The organism is Acidovorax sp. LjRoot66 (assembly GCF_964253305.1).
In the GTDB taxonomy this organism is placed as follows: domain Bacteria; phylum Pseudomonadota; class Gammaproteobacteria; order Burkholderiales; family Burkholderiaceae_C; genus Acidovorax.
The window spans coordinates 5,148,060-5,168,304 of the sequence record NZ_CAXUQU020000001.1 but is presented as its reverse complement, the minus strand read 5'-3'; the positions used below and the strand labels follow the sequence as shown (position 1 = coordinate 5,168,304).

Annotated in this window: 18 protein-coding genes and 2 pseudogenes; 9 read left to right on the top strand and 11 right to left on the bottom strand. The window is 65.6% G+C overall.

Going from position 1 to position 20,245, the window contains the following annotated elements:
- Positions 1-190: 190 nt before the first annotated feature.
- Complete coding sequence (locus ACSQ3Y_RS24355) at positions 191-2,014, top strand: methyl-accepting chemotaxis protein (protein WP_436179161.1); 1,824 nt, start codon at positions 191-193, stop codon at positions 2,012-2,014.
- A gap of 88 nt (positions 2,015-2,102) precedes the next feature.
- Here ACSQ3Y_RS24355 and ACSQ3Y_RS24350 read toward each other — a convergent pair whose 3' ends face one another.
- Positions 2,103-2,915: an alpha/beta fold hydrolase gene (locus tag ACSQ3Y_RS24350; protein WP_057205778.1), complete on the bottom strand. Its 813-nt coding sequence runs from the start codon at positions 2,913-2,915 to the stop codon at positions 2,103-2,105.
- A gap of 298 nt (positions 2,916-3,213) precedes the next feature.
- Between ACSQ3Y_RS24350 and ACSQ3Y_RS24345 the strand changes: the two genes are divergently transcribed.
- Both ACSQ3Y_RS24345 and ACSQ3Y_RS24340 read left to right on the top strand, forming a co-directional pair.
- Complete coding sequence (locus ACSQ3Y_RS24345; RefSeq protein WP_436179160.1) at positions 3,214-3,735, top strand: chemotaxis protein CheW; 522 nt, start codon at positions 3,214-3,216, stop codon at positions 3,733-3,735.
- Positions 3,736-3,813: 78 nt separating this feature from the next.
- A complete protein-coding gene (locus ACSQ3Y_RS24340) occupies positions 3,814-5,601 on the top strand; it encodes a methyl-accepting chemotaxis protein (RefSeq protein ID WP_436179159.1) in 1,788 nt (595 codons plus the stop codon).
- A gap of 376 nt (positions 5,602-5,977) precedes the next feature.
- On the opposite strand, the gene ACSQ3Y_RS24335 is transcribed toward ACSQ3Y_RS24340, so the two are convergent.
- The 4 genes from ACSQ3Y_RS24335 to ACSQ3Y_RS24320 all read right to left on the bottom strand — a co-directional run bounded on the left by ACSQ3Y_RS24335 (position 5,978) and on the right by ACSQ3Y_RS24320 (position 8,659).
- Positions 5,978-6,199 (bottom strand): hypothetical protein, encoded by a 222-nt coding sequence (locus ACSQ3Y_RS24335; RefSeq protein WP_436176463.1) that lies wholly within the window; start codon positions 6,197-6,199, stop codon positions 5,978-5,980.
- The gene (gene tnpC, locus ACSQ3Y_RS24330) at positions 6,186-7,829 is read right to left on the bottom strand and encodes an IS66 family transposase (RefSeq protein WP_436179158.1); all 1,644 of its coding nucleotides are present in this window, start codon (positions 7,827-7,829) and stop codon (positions 6,186-6,188) included. The genes ACSQ3Y_RS24335 and tnpC overlap by 14 nt, the downstream gene beginning before the upstream one ends.
- Positions 7,830-7,931: 102 nt before the next feature.
- On the bottom strand, positions 7,932-8,270 hold the full coding sequence (gene tnpB / locus ACSQ3Y_RS24325; protein WP_055392902.1) for an IS66 family insertion sequence element accessory protein TnpB: 339 nt from the start codon (positions 8,268-8,270) through the stop codon (positions 7,932-7,934).
- Positions 8,267-8,659 (bottom strand): transposase, encoded by a 393-nt coding sequence (locus tag ACSQ3Y_RS24320; RefSeq protein WP_436176461.1) that lies wholly within the window; start codon positions 8,657-8,659, stop codon positions 8,267-8,269. The genes tnpB and ACSQ3Y_RS24320 overlap by 4 nt, the downstream gene beginning before the upstream one ends.
- A gap of 426 nt (positions 8,660-9,085) precedes the next feature.
- Between ACSQ3Y_RS24320 and ACSQ3Y_RS24315 the strand changes: the two are divergent.
- Positions 9,086-10,795, top strand: a pseudogene (locus tag ACSQ3Y_RS24315) (methyl-accepting chemotaxis protein).
- A gap of 78 nt (positions 10,796-10,873) precedes the next feature.
- Positions 10,874-11,794 (top strand): annotated as a pseudogene (locus ACSQ3Y_RS24310) (methyl-accepting chemotaxis protein); the annotation flags it as partial.
- A 183-nt stretch (positions 11,795-11,977) separates the two neighbouring features.
- On the opposite strand, the gene ACSQ3Y_RS24305 reads toward ACSQ3Y_RS24310, so the two are convergent.
- Positions 11,978-12,865 (bottom strand): aldo/keto reductase family oxidoreductase, encoded by an 888-nt coding sequence (locus ACSQ3Y_RS24305; protein WP_436179157.1) that lies wholly within the window; start codon positions 12,863-12,865, stop codon positions 11,978-11,980.
- Between the two features lie 117 nt (positions 12,866-12,982).
- Between ACSQ3Y_RS24305 and ACSQ3Y_RS24300 the strand changes: the two genes are divergently transcribed.
- Together ACSQ3Y_RS24300 and ACSQ3Y_RS24295 are read left to right on the top strand one after the other, a co-directional pair.
- Complete coding sequence (locus ACSQ3Y_RS24300; RefSeq protein WP_057205786.1) at positions 12,983-13,888, top strand: LysR family transcriptional regulator; 906 nt, start codon at positions 12,983-12,985, stop codon at positions 13,886-13,888.
- Positions 13,885-14,208, top strand: coding sequence for a DUF6984 family protein (locus tag ACSQ3Y_RS24295; protein WP_157412679.1), 324 nt, complete (start codon positions 13,885-13,887; stop codon positions 14,206-14,208). Before ACSQ3Y_RS24300 ends, ACSQ3Y_RS24295 begins: the two co-directional genes overlap by 4 nt.
- A gap of 21 nt (positions 14,209-14,229) precedes the next feature.
- Here the strand turns inward: ACSQ3Y_RS24295 and ACSQ3Y_RS24290 are convergent, their stop codons facing one another.
- The gene (locus tag ACSQ3Y_RS24290; RefSeq protein WP_436180168.1) at positions 14,230-15,450 is read right to left on the bottom strand and encodes a GNAT family N-acetyltransferase; all 1,221 of its coding nucleotides are present in this window, start codon (positions 15,448-15,450) and stop codon (positions 14,230-14,232) included.
- A gap of 107 nt (positions 15,451-15,557) precedes the next feature.
- Here ACSQ3Y_RS24290 and ACSQ3Y_RS24285 point away from each other — a divergent pair, with 107 nt between their 5' ends.
- Entirely contained in the window at positions 15,558-17,222 is a 1,665-nt protein-coding gene (locus ACSQ3Y_RS24285; protein WP_057205788.1) for an NAD+ synthase, read from the top strand.
- A gap of 70 nt (positions 17,223-17,292) precedes the next feature.
- Positions 17,293-17,631, top strand: a complete 339-nt coding sequence (locus ACSQ3Y_RS24280; RefSeq protein ID WP_015013651.1) for a P-II family nitrogen regulator — start codon at positions 17,293-17,295, stop codon at positions 17,629-17,631.
- 66 nt (positions 17,632-17,697) lie between these two features.
- On the opposite strand, the gene ACSQ3Y_RS24275 is transcribed toward ACSQ3Y_RS24280, so the two are convergent.
- From ACSQ3Y_RS24275 to ACSQ3Y_RS24260, 4 genes are all read right to left on the bottom strand, one after another.
- The gene (locus ACSQ3Y_RS24275; protein ID WP_436179156.1) at positions 17,698-18,291 is read right to left on the bottom strand and encodes a TIGR00730 family Rossman fold protein; all 594 of its coding nucleotides are present in this window, start codon (positions 18,289-18,291) and stop codon (positions 17,698-17,700) included.
- Entirely contained in the window at positions 18,284-18,688 is a 405-nt protein-coding gene (locus ACSQ3Y_RS24270) for a diacylglycerol kinase (protein ID WP_427999939.1), read from the bottom strand. Before ACSQ3Y_RS24270 ends, ACSQ3Y_RS24275 begins: the two co-directional genes overlap by 8 nt.
- A 78-nt stretch (positions 18,689-18,766) precedes the next feature.
- The gene (locus ACSQ3Y_RS24265; protein WP_436179155.1) at positions 18,767-19,312 is read right to left on the bottom strand and encodes an RDD family protein; all 546 of its coding nucleotides are present in this window, start codon (positions 19,310-19,312) and stop codon (positions 18,767-18,769) included.
- Between the two features lie 32 nt (positions 19,313-19,344).
- Complete coding sequence (locus ACSQ3Y_RS24260) at positions 19,345-20,244, bottom strand: DUF3106 domain-containing protein (protein WP_436179154.1); 900 nt, start codon at positions 20,242-20,244, stop codon at positions 19,345-19,347.
- Position 20,245: the final 1 nt, after the last annotated feature.

The following is a 20,245-nucleotide window of genomic DNA, read 5'->3' as shown; positions in this document are numbered from 1 at the left end:
CGACTGGACCGGCTGCCTTGCCGGCGGCCCGCTGACCAAAAAGCATGCATGCCCTCGCGGGCTGCATGCTTTTTTCATGGAAACCCCGCACTGTGCAGTGCCCCGGCCGTTGCTAGACTGCGCAAAGCCAGGGTGTCGGTGCGCAATCCTGCGCCCGCCCTGGCACGAATGGCCGTGGCCAAGGGGTGCTATGAAGATTTCCGACGTGCGTATCGGGCTCAAGCTGGGGATCGGGTTCTTTGCGCTGGTGCTGCTCACGGCCCTGCTGGGCGCGGTCTCGCTGTTCCAGCTGTCACGCATTCACCACAACGCGCAGGAGATCGCCAGCAACCTGCTGCCCAGCGTGGGCTACACGGGCGAGCTCAGGGTGTTGATGAACCGCATGCGGCGCTCTGAGGCCGGCCTGACCACCGCACGCAGCAAGGCTGAAGTCCAGGCCTTCGCCGAGCAGATGAACGCGCGCGCCAAAGACCTGGAGCGTGTGGAGGCGCAGTACGAACCGTTGGTCAGTGCGGGCGAGGAGCGTGAGGCCTTCCAGACCTTTCGCACGCGCAAGGTCGCTTACTACAAGCTCCAGGCCAACCTGGTGGAGGTCGCCAAGGGGGTGGACTTCAGCTCCAGTGAAACCATGGAACTGAGCTCCGACGCCCTGTCCGGGCTGTTTGCCGGTGAATCCGAAACCGCATTCGTGGCCGCCGCTGAAACCCTGGGCCAGTTGCAGAAGATCAACTCCGCCATGGCCGACAAGGAGCAGGAGGAGGTGCAATCGGTCTTCCAGGCCGCCCGGGTCTGGGTGCTGGGCACGCTGGCCGCCTGCGTGGCGCTTGCGGTCGTGCTGGGCGTGTCCATCACGCGCTCGGTCACGCGCCCCGCGGGCCAGGCTGTGAGCGCTGCGCGCGCCATTGCCGAAGGCGATCTCACGGCGGCCATGCCGGCCCATGGCAAGGATGAAATGGGCCAGTTGCTATCGGCGTTGGAGGACATGCGCGCCAACCTGGCCCGCGTGGTCACCGGCGTGCGCGGCAACGCCGAAAGCGTGGCCTCGGCCAGCGCCCAGATTGCCTCGGGCAACAACGACCTGTCGGCGCGCACCGAGCAGCAGGCCTCGGCACTGGAAGAGACGGCCGCCTCGATGGAAGAGCTCGGCTCCACCGTGCGCCAGAACGCCGACAACGCACGCCAAGCCAACCAGCTCGCGCTGAGCGCCTCCACCGTGGCTGTGCAGGGCGGCGACGTGGTGGCCGAAGTGGTCGAGACCATGAAAGGCATCAACGCCAGCAGCAGCAAGATCGCCGACATCATCAGCGTCATCGACGGCATCGCCTTCCAGACCAACATCCTGGCGCTCAATGCAGCGGTGGAAGCCGCCCGGGCGGGCGAACAAGGCCGGGGCTTTGCCGTGGTGGCCAGCGAAGTGCGCAGCCTGGCCGGGCGCAGCGCCGAAGCGGCCAAGGAAATCAAGAGCCTGATCACCGCCAGCGTCGAGCGCGTGGAGCAAGGCACGCTGCTGGTGGACAAGGCCGGGGCCACCATGACCGAAGTGGTGGCCGCCATCCGGCGCGTCACGGACATCATGGGCGAGATCAGCGCCGCCAGCAGCGAGCAAAGCGCAGGCGTGGGCCAGGTGGGAGAAGCGGTCACGCAGATGGACCAGGCCACCCAGCAGAACGCAGCGCTGGTGGAAGAGATGGCCGCAGCAGCGAGCAGCCTGAACAGCCAGGCGGGCGAGCTGGTGAACGCGGTGGCGGTGTTCAGGCTGGCGGGCGATGGCAGCGGTGCCGCCAACCAGCGCAGCGCGGCCCCTGCAGCGGCCCCGGCGGTGCGCAAGCCGGTGGCCATGGCGGCACCGGCAGCGCGCGCGGCCGTAACCTCCAGGCCAGCGGCCAAGGCCCCGGTGGCCAGCCGGCTGGCGGCGCCCAAGGCCACCGCGGCGGCAAGCCCTGCGGCGGCAGCGGCACCCAAGGCGCCGGCCAAGGCAGCCGGGGGTGGGGATGATGACTGGGAAAGCTTCTGATGGCAGGCCGGCAGGCTGTCCCTGGGCCGTCCTCTCTTTCAACCCGCCGTCGGCGGGTTTTTCACGCCTGGACCGGTGCGGGCCGCGTTCAGCGTGGCCGGTGCGGATCCGGAAACACCAGCTGCAGCCCCGGCAGTGCAGGGCGTTTGAAGGCCTGCCATGCGGCTCCCGGCCCCTGCGGCTGGGCCAGCCGGTCGGCCACCACCCACCAGGCGCTCGGGTTCAGGCCGATGCCGAAATGGCTGGCCACCACCTCGATGTTCTCGGTGTGCGGGTTGTGCGCTGCGGGCGCCTGCAGGCTGCCACGCCAGGCCACCACACCATCGCTGCGCGAGTAGATGCTGGTGGTGGGCACGGGCGGGGCCTCGGGCAGGTTGTAGTTCTCGGTCTCGCGCTCGATGCTGCGGCCGCTGGCGAACTGGTAGATGCGCCAGGCATTGGTGGAGGTGTGGGGCCCGGCAAAGGGCGTGCCCAGTGTCACCACGCAGCGCACCAGGTCGGGCAGTTCCTTGGCCAGCTCGCGCGCATAGATGCCGCCCAGGCTCCAGCCCACCAGGCTCACCTTGCCGCCACTGCGCTGTGCGGCCTGCTGCAACTGCTGCTTGGCGTTGTCCAGCACGCCTTCGCGCGGGCCCAGGTTCAGCCCCTGTCCCCAGCCCTGGGTGTCATAGCTGCGCGATTCCAGGTAGCGGCGCAGCGGGGCCGTGGTGGCGTCCCCGGCCGTAAGCCCGGGGAAGACGATGACAGTATGCCCATCGCCCCGGGGCGCGCGCTGCAGTACCGGCCAGGCAGGCAGCACCGCCCCGAATTCCCAGGGCGCGCGCAGCTCCAGCGCCAGCAAAGGCAGGCCGGGGGCAGGCATGTGGTGGGGGTTCTTCTCTTTTTTGGTGAACAGCGTCATCAGGTCATTCCATGGGGCACAAGGCAACTGCCCGGCGGCGTCAGGGGCGGTGCGGCGGCGGGGGCGCCAGCTGTGCAGCGGCTTGCCATTTGACAGCCCGGGTAACGGTAACATTTTTTTGCGCCGGAACCCTCTTCGGGAGTGGAGGTAGCTCTCCAATGAGGCGGGGGCCGGGCTTGCAGCAGTCGGCATCTGGCCGTGTTTTTGTTATGAAATGTAAATTTTTGCTGCTATGCTTTTGGGAGTGCCTGCAATCCCTCAACCGGGTGCATGCTTTTCCATCCCGAAGACACCCGCCATGAACCAACCCCTTGCTGAAGCCTCGCCTGAAATCACTTCCCGCAATGCCCCGCCTGCCGGGCGTGCGCGGGAGTACCTCAGCTTTCGCCTCGGTGCGGAGGAGTACGGCATCGACATCCTTCGGGTGCAGGAAATCCGCTCCTACGAGCAGCCCACCCGCCTGGCCCATTCGCCGGATTTCATCAAGGGGGTGATCGACCTGCGCGGGCGCATCGTGCCCATCCTGGACCTGCGCATGAAGCTGCATTGTCCCGAGGCGAGCTACACCGACTTCACGGTGGTCATCATCCTGGACCTGGGGTCCTTGATGGTCGGTGCCGTGGTGGATGCCGTGGCCGACGTGGTCACCCTGGCCCCGGAACTCATCAAGCCCGTGCCGCAGTTTGAGCCCCAAGGCAACCTGGACCCTGCCTTTGTCACCGGCATTGCCAGCGTGGGTGAGCGCATGCTGATCCTGATGGACATCGAGGCGCTGCTGTGCAGTGCCGACATCGGGCTGGTGAAGGCTGCGGCGACCTGATACAAAGCCAGGCGGCGCAGAAGTCGGCAGTGGACGGGTGCGCTGTGGACCAGTCAGGTATTTTCTGGAAACGACACCATGAACAATCTCAAGATATCGACTCGCATGGCGGGCACCTTTGGCGCCCTTGTACTGCTGTTGCTCGCAGTCATCGCCACAGCGCTGTCGCAACTGACCGCGATTTATGGCAGTACGTCGGACATCACCGAAAATTGGCTGCCCAGTGTCGAGTTGGTGAATCGGCTCGACGCCCAACTGGCAGAAGCGCGGCTCAATGAATTCCGGCATCTGACCACCCAGGACCCTTCGGCCAAGGGTCAGGTGGAAAAAGCGATGGAGGGTATGCGCGCCGAGATCAAGGCGACAGAGGCCACCTACGAAGGCTTGATCGCCAGCGATGCGGAACGCAAGCTGTATGAAACCTATGTCCAGGCGCGCAAGGGTTATGGCGAGTCTGCCGTGAAGCTGCTGGAGCTGTCGCGCAAGAACGAGAGCGAGCAGGCTTTTGCGTTTTTGCAGGGCGAATCGCGCAAGTGGTACATGGAGTCGATTGATACCCTGAAGAAACTCGCGGCATTGAACGGCGCTGGTGCCAGGGCCGCTAGCGCCAGCGCCGCTTCGATCTACCTCAATGCGCGTTTCGTGATGTGGGCTGCAGCCGCGTTCGCGATCCTGCTGGCAGTCTTGGCGGCGGTGTGGCTCATCCGCTCCATCACCCGCCCCCTGGCCCAGGCGGTGCAGGCTGCCGACCGCGTCGCCGCCGGCGACCTCAGTGGCGACATCGTCGTGCAATCCCGCGATGAAACCGGCCACTTGCTCAGCGCCCTGCAGCGCATGCAGCAAAGCCTGGCGAATACCGTGACCACGGTGCGCGGCAACGCCGAAAGCGTGGCCTCGGCCAGCGCCCAGATTGCCTCGGGCAACAACGACCTGTCGGCGCGCACCGAGCAGCAGGCCTCGGCACTGGAAGAGACGGCCGCCTCGATGGAAGAGCTCGGCTCCACCGTGCGCCAGAACGCCGACAACGCACGCCAGGCCAACCAGTTGGCCCTGAGCGCCTCCACCGTGGCCGTACAGGGCGGCGACGTGGTGGCCGAAGTGGTCGAGACCATGAAAGGCATCAACGCCAGCAGCAGCAAGATCGCCGACATCATCAGCGTCATCGACGGCATCGCCTTCCAGACCAACATCCTGGCCCTGAATGCCGCAGTGGAAGCCGCCCGGGCGGGCGAACAAGGCCGGGGCTTTGCCGTGGTGGCCAGCGAAGTGCGCAGCCTGGCCGGGCGCAGCGCCGAAGCGGCCAAGGAAATCAAGAGCCTGATCACCGCCAGCGTGGAGCGGGTGGAGCAAGGCACGCTGCTGGTGGACAAGGCCGGGGCCACCATGACCGAAGTGGTGGCAGCCATCCGGCGCGTCACGGACATCATGGGCGAGATCAGCGCCGCCAGCAGCGAACAAAGCGCCGGCGTGGGCCAGGTGGGAGAAGCGGTCACGCAGATGGACCAGGCCACCCAGCAGAACGCAGCGCTGGTGGAAGAGATGGCAGCAGCGGCGAGCAGCCTGAACAGCCAGGCGGGCGAGCTGGTGAATGCGGTGGCGGTGTTCAGGCTGGCGGGCGATGGCAGCGGAGGCGGCAACTACCGCAGCGCGGGACCCGCACCGGCCCCAGCGGTGCGCAAGCCGATAGCCATGGCGGCACCGGCTGCACGCGCGGCGGTCACGTCCAGGCCAGCGGCCAAGGCACCTGCGGCCAGCCGGCTGGCGGCGCCCAAGGCCGCAGCGGCGGCAGGCCCTGCAGCGGCAGCGGCACCCAAGGCGCCGGCCAAGGCGGCTGGGGGTGGGGATGATGACTGGGAGAGCTTTTAACCATGGCTGCCAGTGCTATGGCCCTGTAAAGGACGCCGCTAGGAGTGTGCGCAGCAGAAGGAGCATCGGCTGCAACGCCCGATAAACCGGTCTCGCCGGGTATCACCTCCGGCGCCCAGGGGGCACCCTGGGCTTGTCGCTACTCTACCCAGCGATCCTCGGTTTTCGGGCGTTTCGCATCGATGCCTTCTGCCGCGCACGCTCCTAGCGACGAAGGGAGTTTGCCTGCCCCAGGCAAGACAACTAAGAGCACGGTGACTTAGCGTCCCGTGCTTTTTTCCTTGTCAGCGCACTGATCGCGATCATTGGTATCGAAAAATTGTAAGTTTCAGGGTAAGCGGCCAGCCATGCCATCTTGACGGCGACGCTGATCGCCTCAGTAGCCGTTGATCTCGTCAACCGCGTCCCCGCCGTCGTAGAACTTACCGATGGCTTTGTCCAGCCTCTTGAGCAACGCGTTCAGCGTCTCACCTTCCCGGCGAACCAGCATGGCCACACTGTTGTGGCCGTCAGCAGCTGTGGCTGCGCATTTGATCGGGTAGATCGCACCAAGGGTGATGTCGCCGCCGTCGTCGATGAGTGCTTCAATGTTCTTCATGCGACGGCATTTTGCCGTCTTCCGCAGGGCTCCAGCGATGCGGCAGCAACTCATCAATCCGGTGGTTCGGGTGCGCTTGCAGCCGCTCCAGCACGTCCTTGACGTAACCCCAGGGATCGTGCCCATGCAGCTTGGCTGACTGCACGAGGCTCATCACCATGGCGGCCCGCTGACCAGCCAGTTCGCTGCCACAGAAGAGCCACGCTTTGCGCCCCATCGCCCATGGGAGCATCATGCGCTCGACGTGGTTGTTGTCGATACTGACATCACCATCGTGCAGGAAGCGCCCCAGTGCCTCCCAGCGCTTGAGGCTGTAGTCCAGAGCAGCGGCGATGCCCCCACCGTCCGCCACCCGGGTTCTCTCCAGCCGCAGCCACACGTGCAACTCGTCCCACAGCGGCTGTGCGTGCAACTGGCGTAGTGCCAACCGATCCGCCGCTGTCATCTCCCGCGCTTGCTGCTCGATTCGGTACAGCGCGGCCATGCGCTGGATGGCCTGTGCAGCTACCGGGCTTGCATGAGCTTTGGCCAGTTCATCGAACTTGCGGCGCGCATGCGCCAGGCACCCAGCCTCTTTGCGTCCTTCTGTGCGCAACACCGCGTCGTACGCCTTGTAGTCGTCACAGGTGATGGTGCCGCACCAGCCTTGCAGGAACGCCATTGGATACTTTGCACCCCGACCTGCGCAGAAGTCGTAGATCACGCCAGGAGTGCAGTTGTGCTCGCCTCGGGCATACGCCCAGATGTAGGCCTTGGTGGTCTTGCCTGCCCCGGGGTCGAGCATCCTCACCGGTGTTTCATCGGCGTGCAGTACCTGCGCTCCCAGCACGAACGCACGATGCGCGTCATACAGCGGCTGCAGGCTGGCCCCAGCAGCTCCAGACCACGCAGCCAACGTCGAGCGCGGCGTGTGCACGCCAGCGCGGGCATTGATCTGTTCTTGCCGGTAGTACGGCAGATGGTCCACGAAGCGGCTGACCAGTGTGTGCGCGAGCAGCCCCGATGTCGGCATGCCCTTGTCGATGATCTGAGGCTCGACGGGCTCTTGCACCAGTAGCTGGCAGCACTTGCAGGCCCACTTGCCGCGCACGTGGCGCTGCACGAAGAATTCGGCTGGAACGATATCCAGCCGCTCGCTCACGTCTTCGCCAATACGCACCATTGCCCGACCGCACCCAGGCGATGTGCATGTGGTGTTCTCGGGTTCGTGGCGATGCTCGACGCGGCGCAGGTGCTCTGGCAGCGGTTGGCGACGCGGCTGGCGCTTGGTGCCTGCCGCAGGCGAGGTGCTCGGCTCGGATGTGCCCTGCAAGGCCAGCAGTTGGGCCTGCAGGCTGGCCTCATCCTCGGCCGCTGTCTCTTCGAACATCTGCCGCTGCCCGGCGTTCATGCGTTCGGTCTTGGCTCCGAACTTCCAGGCCTTCAGACGCGCCAGCTCGTGCGTGATGCGCTCCAGCTTGGTGTCCTTGAACTTGATCTCCTGGGCGTGCTCGGCTGCCTGCTTGTCGCGTGCCTGCAGCAGAGTGTTCATCGCCGCGATCCGGGCCAGCATCTCTGTGGCCAACTCGACCATGGCGCTCTGGCTCAGACCTTGGAGGTCCTGGGCTTTGAGCGCATTCACATCGAGCATGCGCCATTGTCCGAAGCTTGGCGATGGATGTCATCGGGGCATTCTCGAATTGCCCCGGGCGCGACCCTCACCGGCGCGCACGGGGCTATCCGTCACACACCATCACACGCGCGTGATGGTCTGCATGTGCGCGAGCCGCTGCCACGGCAGGCCCACGATCAGGGCTTCGAACTGGGCCTGCGTGAGTGCGGGTTGCTGCAGCGGCGCCCCATCGCTGGGCCAAGCGAAGCGTCCCTGGTTGAGCCGGCGCGTTGCGCACCATACGCCAAAGCCGTCATGCACCACCAGCTTCATCCGCGTGCCGCGCGCATTGGCAAAGAGGTAGCCGTGGTGGGCCTGCGCGGCGCCGAAGACTTGCACCACGCGGGCGATCAGGCGGTCGGCGCCGGCACGCATGTCCACGGGGTCCACTGCGAGCCACATGGCATCGATGCGCATCATCGAAGCAGCTCGCGCACCCAGGCCGCGCACTCGCTGGCGGCATCGATGGGCCATGTCATGGAGATCGAGGTATTGCCGCGACGCAGTTCAATGCGGATGTCAGCCGCAGCAGCCTTGGCGGGTAGCTGCATCGGCACGAAGGCTGTAGGTGTGTTTGCCCCCTGGCGCTTGGGCGCCGGCGGTGCATCTGGAACGACGCTACCGGGGCGCATCTCGGCAGACTGCACCCAGCGGCGCAGAAGGTTCGCGTTGATCCCATTGGCCATCGCCACCGCAGCCATCGAGATGCCTGGCTGCATGCATGACGCCACTGCGTTCGCTTTGAATTCGTCACTGTGCAAGCGTCGGCGCCGACGACCTTCGCCGCTTTGTTCAGGAGTAGTGTTCACGTGTCCACCTAGAGTTGAGGTGGACACGAGGCTCCTACGAGTACGCCATTGTTTCAAGATGCCATGGCTGGCCGCTTACGTTTCAGGAAGCAAATGATGCTATTGATAATTTTACGTTCCTGCAGACAAGCTGGTCTGGCTTAACTTGAAGACCGAGCGATCAGACGCGCGTGGTGGGCGCCAAAGACAGGTGCACACCGTGATCTCCCGCTTTGCACGTCTTAAGGCGGGGATAAGAGAGCGGACGTACTGTCATCACAGCATCGTGCTGTGCATGTGCTGTCCTTGAGCCGCTTGCTCAGGCGCATCAATTTTCCCCCCGAGTAATTGCATTTATATGATAAATGTGATTAAAATGGTTAAAACGAACTTTTAACCTTGCCTGGTCATCCCGACGAAGCGGTGCCAGTTCCCCCCCCGAAATTTATGAACCGTCTCAAAATTGGAACCCGGCTGGGCCTGGCTTTTGGCTTGGTGTTGATCGTTACAGCGCTGATCGCCTGGATTGGTATTTGGCGGCTTGCTGAGTTGAAGGGCGCAAGCGAGCGCATTGCCAACGTGGAGTTGGAGCGCAGCGCACTGGCACATGAATGGAAAGCGGCGATTGATGTGAACTGGGTGCGTGCATCGGCCTCGCTCAAGTCGGGCGACGCTGGTTACATCAGTACGTTGGGCAAGGACATGGCCGCCAGCTCTCAGCACGCTTCAGAGGTGCAGAAAAAGCTGGAAGCGCTGGTGGATGATGACAAGGGTAAACAGCTACTCGCAGAGGTCGCAAAAGCCCGTGCAGGCTATGTAGGTGCCCGTGCAAAGCTACTGGAGCGAAAAAAGGCAGGCGAGGATGTTTTTGCGCTGGTGGACAGCGAGTTACGTCCTCTGGCCGATCAGTATCTCAATTCGCTTTCTGCGGTGGCAAGGCACACCAGTGATCAACTGGATGAATTTGAACAACAGATCATCGCTGACACAGCGCGTAGCCAGTGGGCACTGGGTATTGCAGCGCTTGTCGTGGTTGCGCTGGGTGCAGTTTTCGCCGTATGGGCGACGCGCTCCATTACCGGTCCGGTGCTGCAGGCAGTGCGTGCAGCACAGGAGATCAGCGACGGCAATCTGACCGCTGCCATCCATGTGCACGGGCAGGATGAGATGGCGCAGTTGCTGCTGACGCTGTCGACCATGCAACAAAGTCTGTCGGGCATTGTGAGTCATGTGCGTGAAGGTTCGGAGAACGTCTCCACCGCGTCTTCCGAAATCGCGCAGGGCAACAACGATCTATCGGCGCGCACCGAGCAGCAGGCCAGTGCTCTGCAGCAGACAGCGGCTTCGATGGAAGAGCTCAACTCCACTGTTAAGCAGAACGCTGACAATGCGCGCCAGGCCAACCAACTAGCCCTCAGTGCATCCAAAGTGGCAGTGCATGGGGGCGAGGTCGTGAGCCAGGTGGTCAGCACCATGAAGGGCATCAACGAAAGCAGCAACAAGATCGCGGACATCATCAGTGTGATCGATGGGATCGCCTTCCAGACCAACATCCTCGCCTTGAATGCGGCGGTGGAGGCGGCGCGCGCCGGTGAGCAAGGCCGGGGCTTCGCGGTGGTTGCATCGGAAGTGCGCAGCCTTGCCAGCCGGTCGGCCGAGGCTGCCAAGCAGATCAAGACGCTGATCAGCGATAGCGTGCAACGTGTCAACCAGGGATCGGCGCTGGTGGATCAGGCGGGTTCCACCATGTCCGAGGTGGTTGGCGCGATCAAGCGGGTCACTGACCTGATGGGCGAGATCAGTGCCGCCAGCAGCGAGCAGAGCCAGGGAGTGTCGCAAGTGGGTGATGCCGTCACGCAGATGGACTAGGTCACTCAGCAGAACGCTGCCCTGGTTGAGGAGATGGCCGCTGCGGCTGGCAGCCTCAACAACCAGGCGCGGGACCTGGTGGAAACGGTCGCGTTCTTCCGCCTGCCTGATAGTGGGGCGTCGACGGCCCTGCGCGCCGTTATCCCTGGTGCTTTGAACTCCAGCCCCAAGCCGCTTTATAAGCCTGTGACTGCTCCACGAGTTGGCGGCTTCACGCCTGCAATAGCGAAACAGCCCCGTGCATCTGCAACTGCAGTTGTCGGCGACGCTGGTTGGGAACGCTTTTAGCCCCTCGTGCTGCTTTGCCCGCATGGGGGACCGATACCCATCGGCGTGTTCCTGTGCTCTGGGCGTGCGCAGCAAGGCGCCTCGAGCAACCACGACCTGTCCATCCGCACCGAGGAGCAGGCCAGTGCCCTGCAGCAAACGGCCGCCTCCATGGAGGAACTGAGCTCCACCGTGCGCCAGAACGCCGACAACGCGCGCCAGGCCAACCAGTTGGCCATGAGCGCCTCCACCGTGGCCGTGCAGGGTGGCGACGTGGTGTCCGAAGTGGTGGAGACCATGAAAGGCATCAACGACAGCAGCAAGAAGATTTCCGACATCATCGGCGTAATCGACGGCATTGCCTTCCAGACCAACATCCTGGCGCTCAATGCGGCCGTGGAAGCCGCCCGTGCGGGCGAGCAGGGCCGGGGCTTTGCCGTGGTGGCCAGCGAGGTGCGCAGCCTGGCCGGGCGCAGCGCAGACGCGGCCAAGGAGATCAAGAGCCTGATCCATGCGAGCGTGGAGCGGGTCGAGCAGGGCACCGCGCTGGTCGACAAGGCGGGCGCCACCATGACCGAGGTGGTGGCCTCGATCCGCCGTGTGACCGACATCATGGGCGAGATCAGCGCTGCCAGCACCGAGCAGAGCCAGGGTGTCTCCCAGGTCGGCGATGCCGTCACGCAGATGGACCAGGTCACGCAGCAGAACGCCGCCCTGGTCGAGGAAATGGCCGCCGCCGCCGGCAGCCTGAGCCACCAGGCCCAGGCTCTGGTGGGCGCGGTAGAGGTGTTCAAGCTGTCGGGTGATGCGCCAGCGGTCCAGCAGGCCACCACCGCACCTCGCCCGCGCCCTTCTCCCCCGGTATCGCCGCCCGCCGCCCGCAAGCCGGTCGCCGGGGTGGCGCCGCGCAAGCTCGCGGCACCGGCACCCAGCGTGGCAAAAACCGCTGCCAAACCGCCTGCGCCCGCAGCGGGGGCCACCGCCAAGGCGGCGTCCGATGATGAGTGGGAAAGCTTCTGAGATGGCGCGCAGGTTCTGCGCTTGGCAGGAGCGGCGATTGCACCAAAGTGATGCGCTTTTGGCGCGCGATAGCAAAATGGTTGTGAGATGCCCTTGTTTGGTGCTTTTTGGGTGGCTGATTGAATCGTTGTGGTGCATCTGATGGGGCTCAAGCCCCATCGTGGTCAAGAATCAACGGCTGGTTCAGTGCACTGGTGTGGTGTCCGGCTTTTCCAGGGTGTTCAGCCGTGCCACTGCCTCGGGAGGCAATTGCAGTTGCGCCGCCGCCAGGTTCTGCTCCAGGTGGGCGACGGACGAGGTACCCGGAATCAGCAGAATATTGGGTGAGCGCTGCAGCAGCCAGGCCAGCGCCACCTGCATGGGCGTGGCGCCGAGGTCAGCGGCCACGTCTGACAGCACGCCCGACTGCAGCGGCGTGAAACCGCCTAGCGGGAAGAAGGGCACATAGGCCGTGCCTGCGGCGGCCAGTTGTGTGAGCAGGGCCTCGTCTTCGCGATGGGCCAGGTTGTACATGTTCTGCACGCAGGCAATCGGGGTGATCCTGCGCCCGTCCTGCACCTGGCACGCCGTCACGTTGCTCAGGCCAATGTGGCGTATCAAGCCCTGGCGCTGCAGCTCGGCCAGCGCAGTCAATGGTTCCTCCAGCGAACCCTCGGCCGGGCCGTGCACGCTGAACATGGCACGCAGGTTCACCACGTCCAGCACGGGAAGGCCCAGGTTGCGCAGGTTGTCGTGCACCGCCTGGTTGAGTTCCGCGGCCGAGAACGCGGGCAGCCACGAGGCATCGTCGCCGCGCCTTGCGCCCACCTTGGTCACGATGGTCAGGCCGTCCCGGTAGGGGTGCAGCGCCTCCTTGATGATCTGGTTGGTCACGTGCGGGCCGTAGAAGTCGCTGGTGTCGATGTGGTCCACGCCGCTTTCCACGGCAGCGCGCAGCACGGCTACGGCGGCTGCACGGTCCTTGGGCGGGCCGAACACGCCGGGGCCGGCCAGTTGCATGGCGCCATAGCCCAGGCGCTTCACATCACGGTGGCCGAGCCGGTAGCTGCCGGCCTTGTCGATTGCTGTCATGGGAGAGTCCTTTCAATGGGGATGCATCGACTGTAGGCAAGCAGCCTGTGTACGATAAGCCGGTTGAGTGCGCACGGGTTGTGCGGCACAGCGAACAATCCATCAAGGGATCCTTCCATGGCCGAGCAGTTGGGTGATCTGGCCGCCTTTGTCGCGGTGGCACGCGGCGGCGGTTTCCGCGAGGCGGCGCGCCTGGGCGGCGTCAGCGCGTCGAGCCTGAGCGAGGCGGTGCGCCGGCTCGAAGCACGGCTGGGCGTGCGCCTGCTGCACCGCACGACGCGCAGCGTGGCGCCCACCGAGGCCGGGGCGCGCCTGCTCGAACGCCTGGGTCCGGCGCTCGGCGAGGTGGAGGCCGCGCTCGACGTGGTCAACGGCTTTCGCGACCGGCCCGCCGGCACCCTGCGCCTCAACGTGCCCGCCAGCGCCGCGCGCCTGGTGCTGCCCGCCATCGTGCCGCCGTTCCTGGCGGCCTACCCCGACATCCGCCTGGACGTGGTGGTGGAAGAGGGCTTTGTCGACATCCTCGCCGAGGGCTGCGACGCCGGCATCCGCTACGACGAGCGGCTGGAGCAGGACATGATCGCCCTGCCCATCGGCCCGCGCTGGCAGCGCATGGCCACCGCCGCCTCGCCCGCGTACCTGGCCGCACGCGGCCGGCCCGAACACCCGCGCGAGCTCATGCAGCACGCCTGCCTGCGCGGCCGCTTTGCCAGCGGCACCATGCCCGCCTGGGAGTTCGAGCGCGGTGGCGAGGTGGTCGTTGTGGATCCGTCCGGCCCCTTGATCGTGCGCATATCGGGCGGTGTGGACCTGGCGGTGGAGGCGGCGCTTGCGGGCTGCGGCATCATCCACATGTTCGAAGGCTGGCTGCAGCCCCATCTCGACAGCGGGGCGATGGTGCCGGTGCTGAGCGATTGGGCGCGGCCTTTTTCGGGGCCGTTTCTCTACTATTCGGGGCGGCGGTACCTGCCGGCGCCGCTGAGGGCGTTTGTGGATTTTGTGCGGGAGCGGGGTGAGCAATGAGACTGATCACGGAGTCGGAATACCCTTTGATCTCCTATTTGTTTGAATCGGTAGGGTTGACGGTCGACCTCAACGTCCTGAAAGTGCAGCCGATGGATGATGGAAGGATGGGGAGCCTTCAGATTGAGCGCGCGGATGTTGCGCCTTCATTCGGGCGGTGTGTGGCCGACTGCGAGTTTCGGGATGCAGATGGGGTGACGGTTTTGGCTGCATTAAATGCCGATGCTTGCGGACAGCCGATGGAGATCGATATCTGGAAGGTCGATTTTTCTGCTTTGAAGCAATGGCCAGATCGGTTTCAGATCCTTCAGAGGGCTTGAATTTCCATTTCTGCTTGCACTTCACCCCTTCCTGAACGGACTGCGCCCCTGCAGTTCCTCCAGATAGCCTTCCACCCCCTGGCCTTCACGCTCCAGAAAGCGCTCCACCGCTTCGGCAAACGCCGGGTGCGCGATCCAGTGGGCACTGCTGGCTTGCACGGGCAGCAGGGCGCGGGCCATCTTGTGCTCGCCCTGGGCGCCGCCCTCGAAGCGCTGGGCGCCGTGTTCAATGCACCACTGCAGCGGCTGGTAGTAGCAGGCCTCGAAGTGCAGGCAGTCCACACGCTCTAGCGCACCCCAATAGCGGCCATAGGCCACGAGCCCATCCGTGCCGTAGTCACCCAGCGCGATCAGGCTGCTGGCGATCGGATGGCCATCCTTCTCGGCGATGAACAGCAGCCAGGCCTCGGGCATGGTCTGCGCCATGCGCGCGAAGAAGTCGCGCGTGAGGTAGGGCGGGTTGCCATGCTCCAGGTAGGTGCGCTCGTAGCAGCGGTAGAAGAAGTCCCAATCGGCGGGGCTGATGTCGGCGCCGCGTGACCAGCGGAACGTCACGCCCGCCTCGGCCACGCGGCGGCGCTCCTGGCGGATCTTCTTGCGCTTGTCCTGGGCCAGGCTGGCGAGGAAATCGTCGAAGCTGGCGTAGCGGGCCGGTGGTGTGTTGCTGCCATCCGGGGATGAGGGTGACGCGGGTACCGTTGGCGATTCATTCTTCCAATGGAATTGGACCGTATGGCGCAGCATCAGGCCCTCGTCGGCGCTGGTCTTGATGTCGTCATTGCTGGCGAACAGCACATGCATCGACGATACGCCCTGGCTCTCGCACCACTGGCAGACGGCCTGCACGAGCAGGGCGCGGCGCTCTTCGTCGCGTGCCATCAGGCGGGTGCCGGGCACGGGCGTGAAGGGCACGGCGATGGTGGCCTTGGGGTAGTAGGGCACGCCGTGCTGTTCGTAGGCGCTGGCCCAGGCCCAGTCGAAGACGTACTCGCCATACGAGTGGCTCTTGAGGTACAGCGGGCAGGCGGCCAGCAGCGTGTCGCCATCCCACAGCGTCATGAAGCGCGGCGTCCAGCCGCGTTTGGGCGTGGCGCTGCCGCTCTCGTGCAGGGCCATGAGGTACTCGTGGCGCAAAAAGGGCGTGGGATGGCTCTGCAATGCCAGCAAGCCGTTCCAGGCATTGGCGTCCACCTCCTGCGGGGAGGCCAGCACGCGGGCGATAATGTGCAATTGCTCAGCCATGTGTGCCCAGCAGCCTGCAATGCACTGCCAGATGGCGGTCTGCGGCGGGTTGCGGGCCTGCATTGGCGGTTGTCTTCAACCTGGCCCCAAGGGCCTTCTCCAGTTCCATGACGCTCTCCATTTGCACAGCGCAACTCAATTTCGTGGTGGGCGACATGCCCGGCAATGCACTAAAGATCATTGCCGCGGCGCGGGATGCCCATGCCCAGGGTGCGCAGTTGCTGCTCACGCCCGAGCTGGCGATCTGCGGCTACGCGGCGGAGGATTTGTTCCTGCGCCCGGCCTTCATCGCCGCCTGCGATGATGCCGTGAAAACCGTGGCCCGTGAGACTGCGGGGTTGAAAGGCCTGGCCATCGTGCTCGGGCATCCGCAAGCCGTGCGTGCCGATGCCCCGGCTTTCAGTGCCTGTTTCAACGCCGCCAGCGTGCTGCGCGATGGCGTGGTGGAGCAGACCTATGCCAAGCGCGAGCTGCCCAACTACCAGGTGTTCGACGAGCGGCGCTACTTCGTTGCAGGCCAGGCGCCCTGCGTGTTCGAGGTGGCTGGCGTGCGCGTGGGCCTGCTGGTCTGCGAGGACGCCTGGTTCGCCGCGCCCGCGCGCGATGCAGCCGCCGCCGGTGCACAGCTGCTGGCGGTGATCAATGCCTCGCCCTTCCACCTGGGCAAGAGCGCGGAGCGCGAGGACACCATGCGCGAGCGCGTGCGCGAGACGGGGCTGCCCCTGGTATACGCCCATTTGGTAGGCGGGCAGGACGAGGTGGTGTTCGAGGGCCGGTCCTTCGCCCTCGGCGCCGATGGTGCCGTGGTGGCGCGGGCCCCGGGCTTCGAGGAAGAGCTTTTCACTGTGCGGGTGGAAGCTGGCAGCGGCGCCGTGCAACTGGCACTCCAGGGTGAAATCGCCCCGCTGCGCAGTGCCGAGGCCGATCTGTGGGATGCGCTGGTGATGGGCGTGCGCGACTATGTGGGCAAGAACCGCTTCCCCGGCGTGCTGCTGGGCCTGTCGGGCGGCATCGACTCGGCCCTGGTGCTGGCGATCGCCGTGGATGCGCTGGGCGCAGACAAGGTGCGTGCGGTGATGATGCCCTCGCCCTACACCGCCGACATCAGCTGGATCGATGCACGCGACATGGCCTCCCGCATGGGCGTGCGCTATGACGAGATCTCCATCCAACCCCAGTTCGAGGCCTTCAAGGCCGCGCTGGCCAGCGACTTCGCGGGCCTGGCCGAAGATACGACCGAGGAGAACCTGCAGGCGCGCATCCGCGGCACGCTGCTCATGGCGCTCTCCAACAAATTCGGCTCCATCGTGCTGACCACGGGCAACAAGAGCGAAATGTCCACTGGCTACTGCACGCTCTACGGTGACATGGCCGGCGGTTTCGCCGTGATCAAGGACGTGGCCAAGACCACCGTGTTCGCGCTGTGCCGCTGGCGCAATGCCCACGACCCGTATGGCACGGGCGCCAGCCCCATCCCCGAGCGCATCATCACCCGCCCGCCGAGTGCTGAGTTGCGCCCCGACCAGAAGGACCAGGACAGCCTGCCGCCCTACGACGTGCTGGACGCCATCGTCTCGCGCTACATGGAGAACGACGAGCCCATCGAGTCCATCATCGCCGCCGGCTTTGCGCGCGCCGACGTGGAGCGCGTGACCCGGCTCATCAAGATCAACGAATACAAGCGCCAGCAGGCGCCCGTAGGGATTCGCGTCACGCGCCGCAGCTTCGGCAAGGATTGGCGTTACCCTATCACCAACAGCTTTCGCGCTTGATGCAGTCTGACGGCCTGAGCCCAGGCCACGAGCAGCCCGTTCCCTTTTTTTCATCTCCAGGAGACCCGCCATGAAAATGATCACCGCCGTCATCAAGCCTTTCAAGCTCGAAGAAGTCCGCGAAGCCCTGGCCGAATGCGGCGTGACGGGCCTGACCGTCACCGAGGTCAAGGGCTTCGGCCGCCAGAAGGGCCACACCGAGCTGTACCGCGGTGCCGAGTACGTGGTGGACTTTCTGCCCAAGGTGAAGGTCGAGGTCGTCGTCAAGTCCGAGGACGTGGACCGCTGCGTGGACGCCATCGTCAACGTCGCGCGCACCGGCAAGATCGGTGACGGCAAAATCTTTGTGACCGCTGTGGAGCGCACGGTACGCATCCGCACCGGCGACCTGGACGACGCTGCGGTGTGATGCCGATTTGCGGGCCGTGCACCACCCGCAAATCGGCTGGCCACGCGCAATGCGCGGCCGCATGGCTTAGATCACTGATCGCAGCGGAATCTGGCGAGCGTTGTTGCCGGCCTGTTCCACCAAGGTCTGCAGCAGGGTGGGGGTGTCGCCGCCGGCGTGCAGCAGCCCCATCTGCCATTCGCCCATGAAGCCGCTGGCCACGCTGTGGTTCAAAAAGGCCAGCAGGCCGTCGTAGTAGCCGGCCACGTTGAGCAGGCCCAGGGGCTTGTCGTGGTAGCCGAGCTGGCGCCAGGTCCAGACCTCGAACAGCTCCTCGAAGGTGCCGATGCCGCCGGGCAGGGCGATGAAGGCATCGCTGCGCTCGGCCATCATGGCCTTGCGCTCGTGCATGGTCTGCACGATGTGCAATTCGTCGCACTGGCGGTTGGCCAGTTCCTTGTCCACCAGCGCCTGGGGAATGACGCCCACCACGCGGCCACCGGCCTGGCGCGTGGCCTCCGCCACCGTGCCCATGAGGCCGCTGCGCCCGCCACCATAGACCAGTTGCCCGCCATGCGCGCCGATCCATGTGCCCACGGTCGTGGCCGCTTCGGCATAGGCTTCGTTCTCGCCGGGGCGCGAACCGCAGTACACGCAGATGGAAAAAGCCGGTTCAGCCATGCGCGATCCTTTGAAAAATGGCCCCTGCCCAGATGCCCGCGCACAGCAGCAGCGCCAGCAGCACGGCGGCACTGCCCATGTCCTTGGCGCGCTTGGACAGGTCGTGCCATTCTGGCCCGATGCGGTCGATGGCGGTCTCGATGCCGGTGTTGAGCAGCTCGACGATCATCACGATCACCACCGAGCCGGCCAAGAGGGCCACTTCCACCCAGCTGCGCCCCAGCCACAGCGAAGCCGGCAACAGCACGATGGCGGCGACGGCCTCCTGGCGAAAGGCCTTTTCACCCCAGCCGGCGCGCAGGCCTTCGAACGAGTAACCGGCCGCATGCCAGATGCGGTTCAGGCCCGTGCGGGCTTTCTGGGGATTGGCGGGGGCGGTGGGCTGGGGTGTGGACATAAGGAAAAACCGGGATTCTCGCGCAGTGTTATGACGGTGGGCTTAAGAACCTGCTCAAAGAAGCCCGCACCGAGGTGCTTACTTCTTGCTGTGCTCGAAATGCACCAGCCGGGTGCCGGCCAGTGCATCGTGCCAGAACTGCTGCTCTGGATGGAAGCGCGCCAGAATGGCCCAGACGGCCACCCAGCCGATGACCAGGACCGTGGTTTCGCCGCCCGAGAGCGCGAAGGGAGACACGGCAGCCAGCGGCGGCAAGAACCACAGCCAGCTGAGCACGTAGCGCAGCAGGGCGCGCGGCTGGCTGATGGGGCGGCCGGCACGGTCCACCACGCGGATGTTCCAGGTCTTCATGGCCAGGGTCTGGCCCTTGGCCCAGAACCAGGTGAAGTAGATGCCGAACACCACGAACAGAAAGGCCTGCAGCGCATGGCGGTTGTCCATGGCATTGCGGGTCTGGCTCAAGGTGCCGAACAGGTAGCCGGCGATGAAGACCACGCCGAACATCAGCATGCCCTCGTACAGCCAGCAGGCCATGCGGCGCATGAGGCTGGGGGTGGTGGCGGGTGCCGTGGCCTGGGGGGCGATGTCTGCCTGCGGCGTGCTGGGGGTGGGGGAGGCGGGCATTCCGGGCTGCGCGATCGGCACGGCTGACGCCGTCAGTTGTTGGGGTACAGGCCGGAATTGTCGGCGCTGGGCGGTGCTGAAGGGGCTGCCGGGTCGGAGCCGGCAGGCGCCAGCGGCGGCAGCGCGGCCGGCACGGCGGTGGGCACGACCACGGGGGCTGTTTCCACCACCACGGGGCTGGCGGGGCCAGAGGCCGAGGCCTCCGAAGCGGGCATTGCGGCGGGGACCGGCATGGCCAGGCGCGGGCCATGGTCGGTCACCGGCGGGATCTTGGGCGCATTGGGGCGCAGGGGGTTGGCCTGCGTGGCGGCGGGCACCTGCACCAGTTTGCGTGGGGATACCGGGTGCAGCGCGGTCGCTGCGCCCCGGGGCTTGGGTGGGGCCGTGGCGGCCAGCAGGTCGCGCTCCTCGGCGGTCAGGGCCTGGTAGGCCTCCCACTGGGCGAGCTTGTTGTCCCCGGCCAGGCGGTTGGTGCTGGCGTAGTTCAGGCGGGCCTGGCTGCGCTGCTGCGCGCTCAGGCTGGCCCATTCGGTCATGCGGCTGTGCAGCTTGGCCTGCTCCTCTCCGGGCAGCTCGGGGAAATTCACTGCCAACGCCAGCCAGCGGCGCTTTTGCACCTCGCTGATCAGCGACCAGCGTTCGGCCAAGGGGTAGAGCGCAAGCTTTTGCCGGGTGTTCAGTGTTTCCCAGCCCGGGCCTGCAGACACTTCGGCCAGGCCTTCGGAAGGCAGGGCGGTGGCTCCGCCTGCGGGGCGCAGGGCCGTTGCCGCTGCAGGGGTGGGGCGCGTGGCGGCCGACGGCAGCAGGGTGGCGGGTGCCATGCCCACCTGCTGCACGACCGTCACGGCGAAGGCGGTCAGCGCGCCCAGAAGCGCCAAAGCCAGCACGATGGCTGGCAGTGGTGGGGGGGCGTCGGGAAGTCCTTTATGCATG

Excerpts from the sequence above, each read along its gene's own strand:
- ACSQ3Y_RS24355 (WP_436179161.1), top strand. The coding sequence starts at position 191 with ATGAAGATTTCCGACGTGCGTATCGGGCTCAAGCTGGGGATCGGGTTC.
- ACSQ3Y_RS24350 (WP_057205778.1), bottom strand. The coding sequence starts at position 2,915 with ATGACGCTGTTCACCAAAAAAGAGAAGAACCCCCACCACATGCCTGCC.
- ACSQ3Y_RS24345 (WP_436179160.1), top strand. The coding sequence starts at position 3,214 with ATGAACCAACCCCTTGCTGAAGCCTCGCCTGAAATCACTTCCCGCAAT.
- ACSQ3Y_RS24340 (WP_436179159.1), top strand. The coding sequence starts at position 3,814 with ATGAACAATCTCAAGATATCGACTCGCATGGCGGGCACCTTTGGCGCC.
- ACSQ3Y_RS24335 (WP_436176463.1), bottom strand. The coding sequence starts at position 6,199 with ATGAAGAACATTGAAGCACTCATCGACGACGGCGGCGACATCACCCTT.
- tnpC (WP_436179158.1), bottom strand. The coding sequence starts at position 7,829 with ATGCTCGATGTGAATGCGCTCAAAGCCCAGGACCTCCAAGGTCTGAGC.
- tnpB (WP_055392902.1), bottom strand. The coding sequence starts at position 8,270 with ATGATGCGCATCGATGCCATGTGGCTCGCAGTGGACCCCGTGGACATG.
- ACSQ3Y_RS24305 (WP_436179157.1), bottom strand. The coding sequence starts at position 12,865 with ATGACAGCAATCGACAAGGCCGGCAGCTACCGGCTCGGCCACCGTGAT.
- ACSQ3Y_RS24300 (WP_057205786.1), top strand. The coding sequence starts at position 12,983 with ATGGCCGAGCAGTTGGGTGATCTGGCCGCCTTTGTCGCGGTGGCACGC.
- ACSQ3Y_RS24295 (WP_157412679.1), top strand. The coding sequence starts at position 13,885 with ATGAGACTGATCACGGAGTCGGAATACCCTTTGATCTCCTATTTGTTT.
- ACSQ3Y_RS24290 (WP_436180168.1), bottom strand. The coding sequence starts at position 15,450 with ATGGCTGAGCAATTGCACATTATCGCCCGCGTGCTGGCCTCCCCGCAG.
- ACSQ3Y_RS24285 (WP_057205788.1), top strand. The coding sequence starts at position 15,558 with ATGACGCTCTCCATTTGCACAGCGCAACTCAATTTCGTGGTGGGCGAC.
- ACSQ3Y_RS24280 (WP_015013651.1), top strand. The coding sequence starts at position 17,293 with ATGAAAATGATCACCGCCGTCATCAAGCCTTTCAAGCTCGAAGAAGTC.
- ACSQ3Y_RS24275 (WP_436179156.1), bottom strand. The coding sequence starts at position 18,291 with ATGGCTGAACCGGCTTTTTCCATCTGCGTGTACTGCGGTTCGCGCCCC.
- ACSQ3Y_RS24270 (WP_427999939.1), bottom strand. The coding sequence starts at position 18,688 with ATGTCCACACCCCAGCCCACCGCCCCCGCCAATCCCCAGAAAGCCCGC.
- ACSQ3Y_RS24265 (WP_436179155.1), bottom strand. The coding sequence starts at position 19,312 with ATGCCCGCCTCCCCCACCCCCAGCACGCCGCAGGCAGACATCGCCCCC.
- ACSQ3Y_RS24260 (WP_436179154.1), bottom strand. The coding sequence starts at position 20,244 with ATGCATAAAGGACTTCCCGACGCCCCCCCACCACTGCCAGCCATCGTG.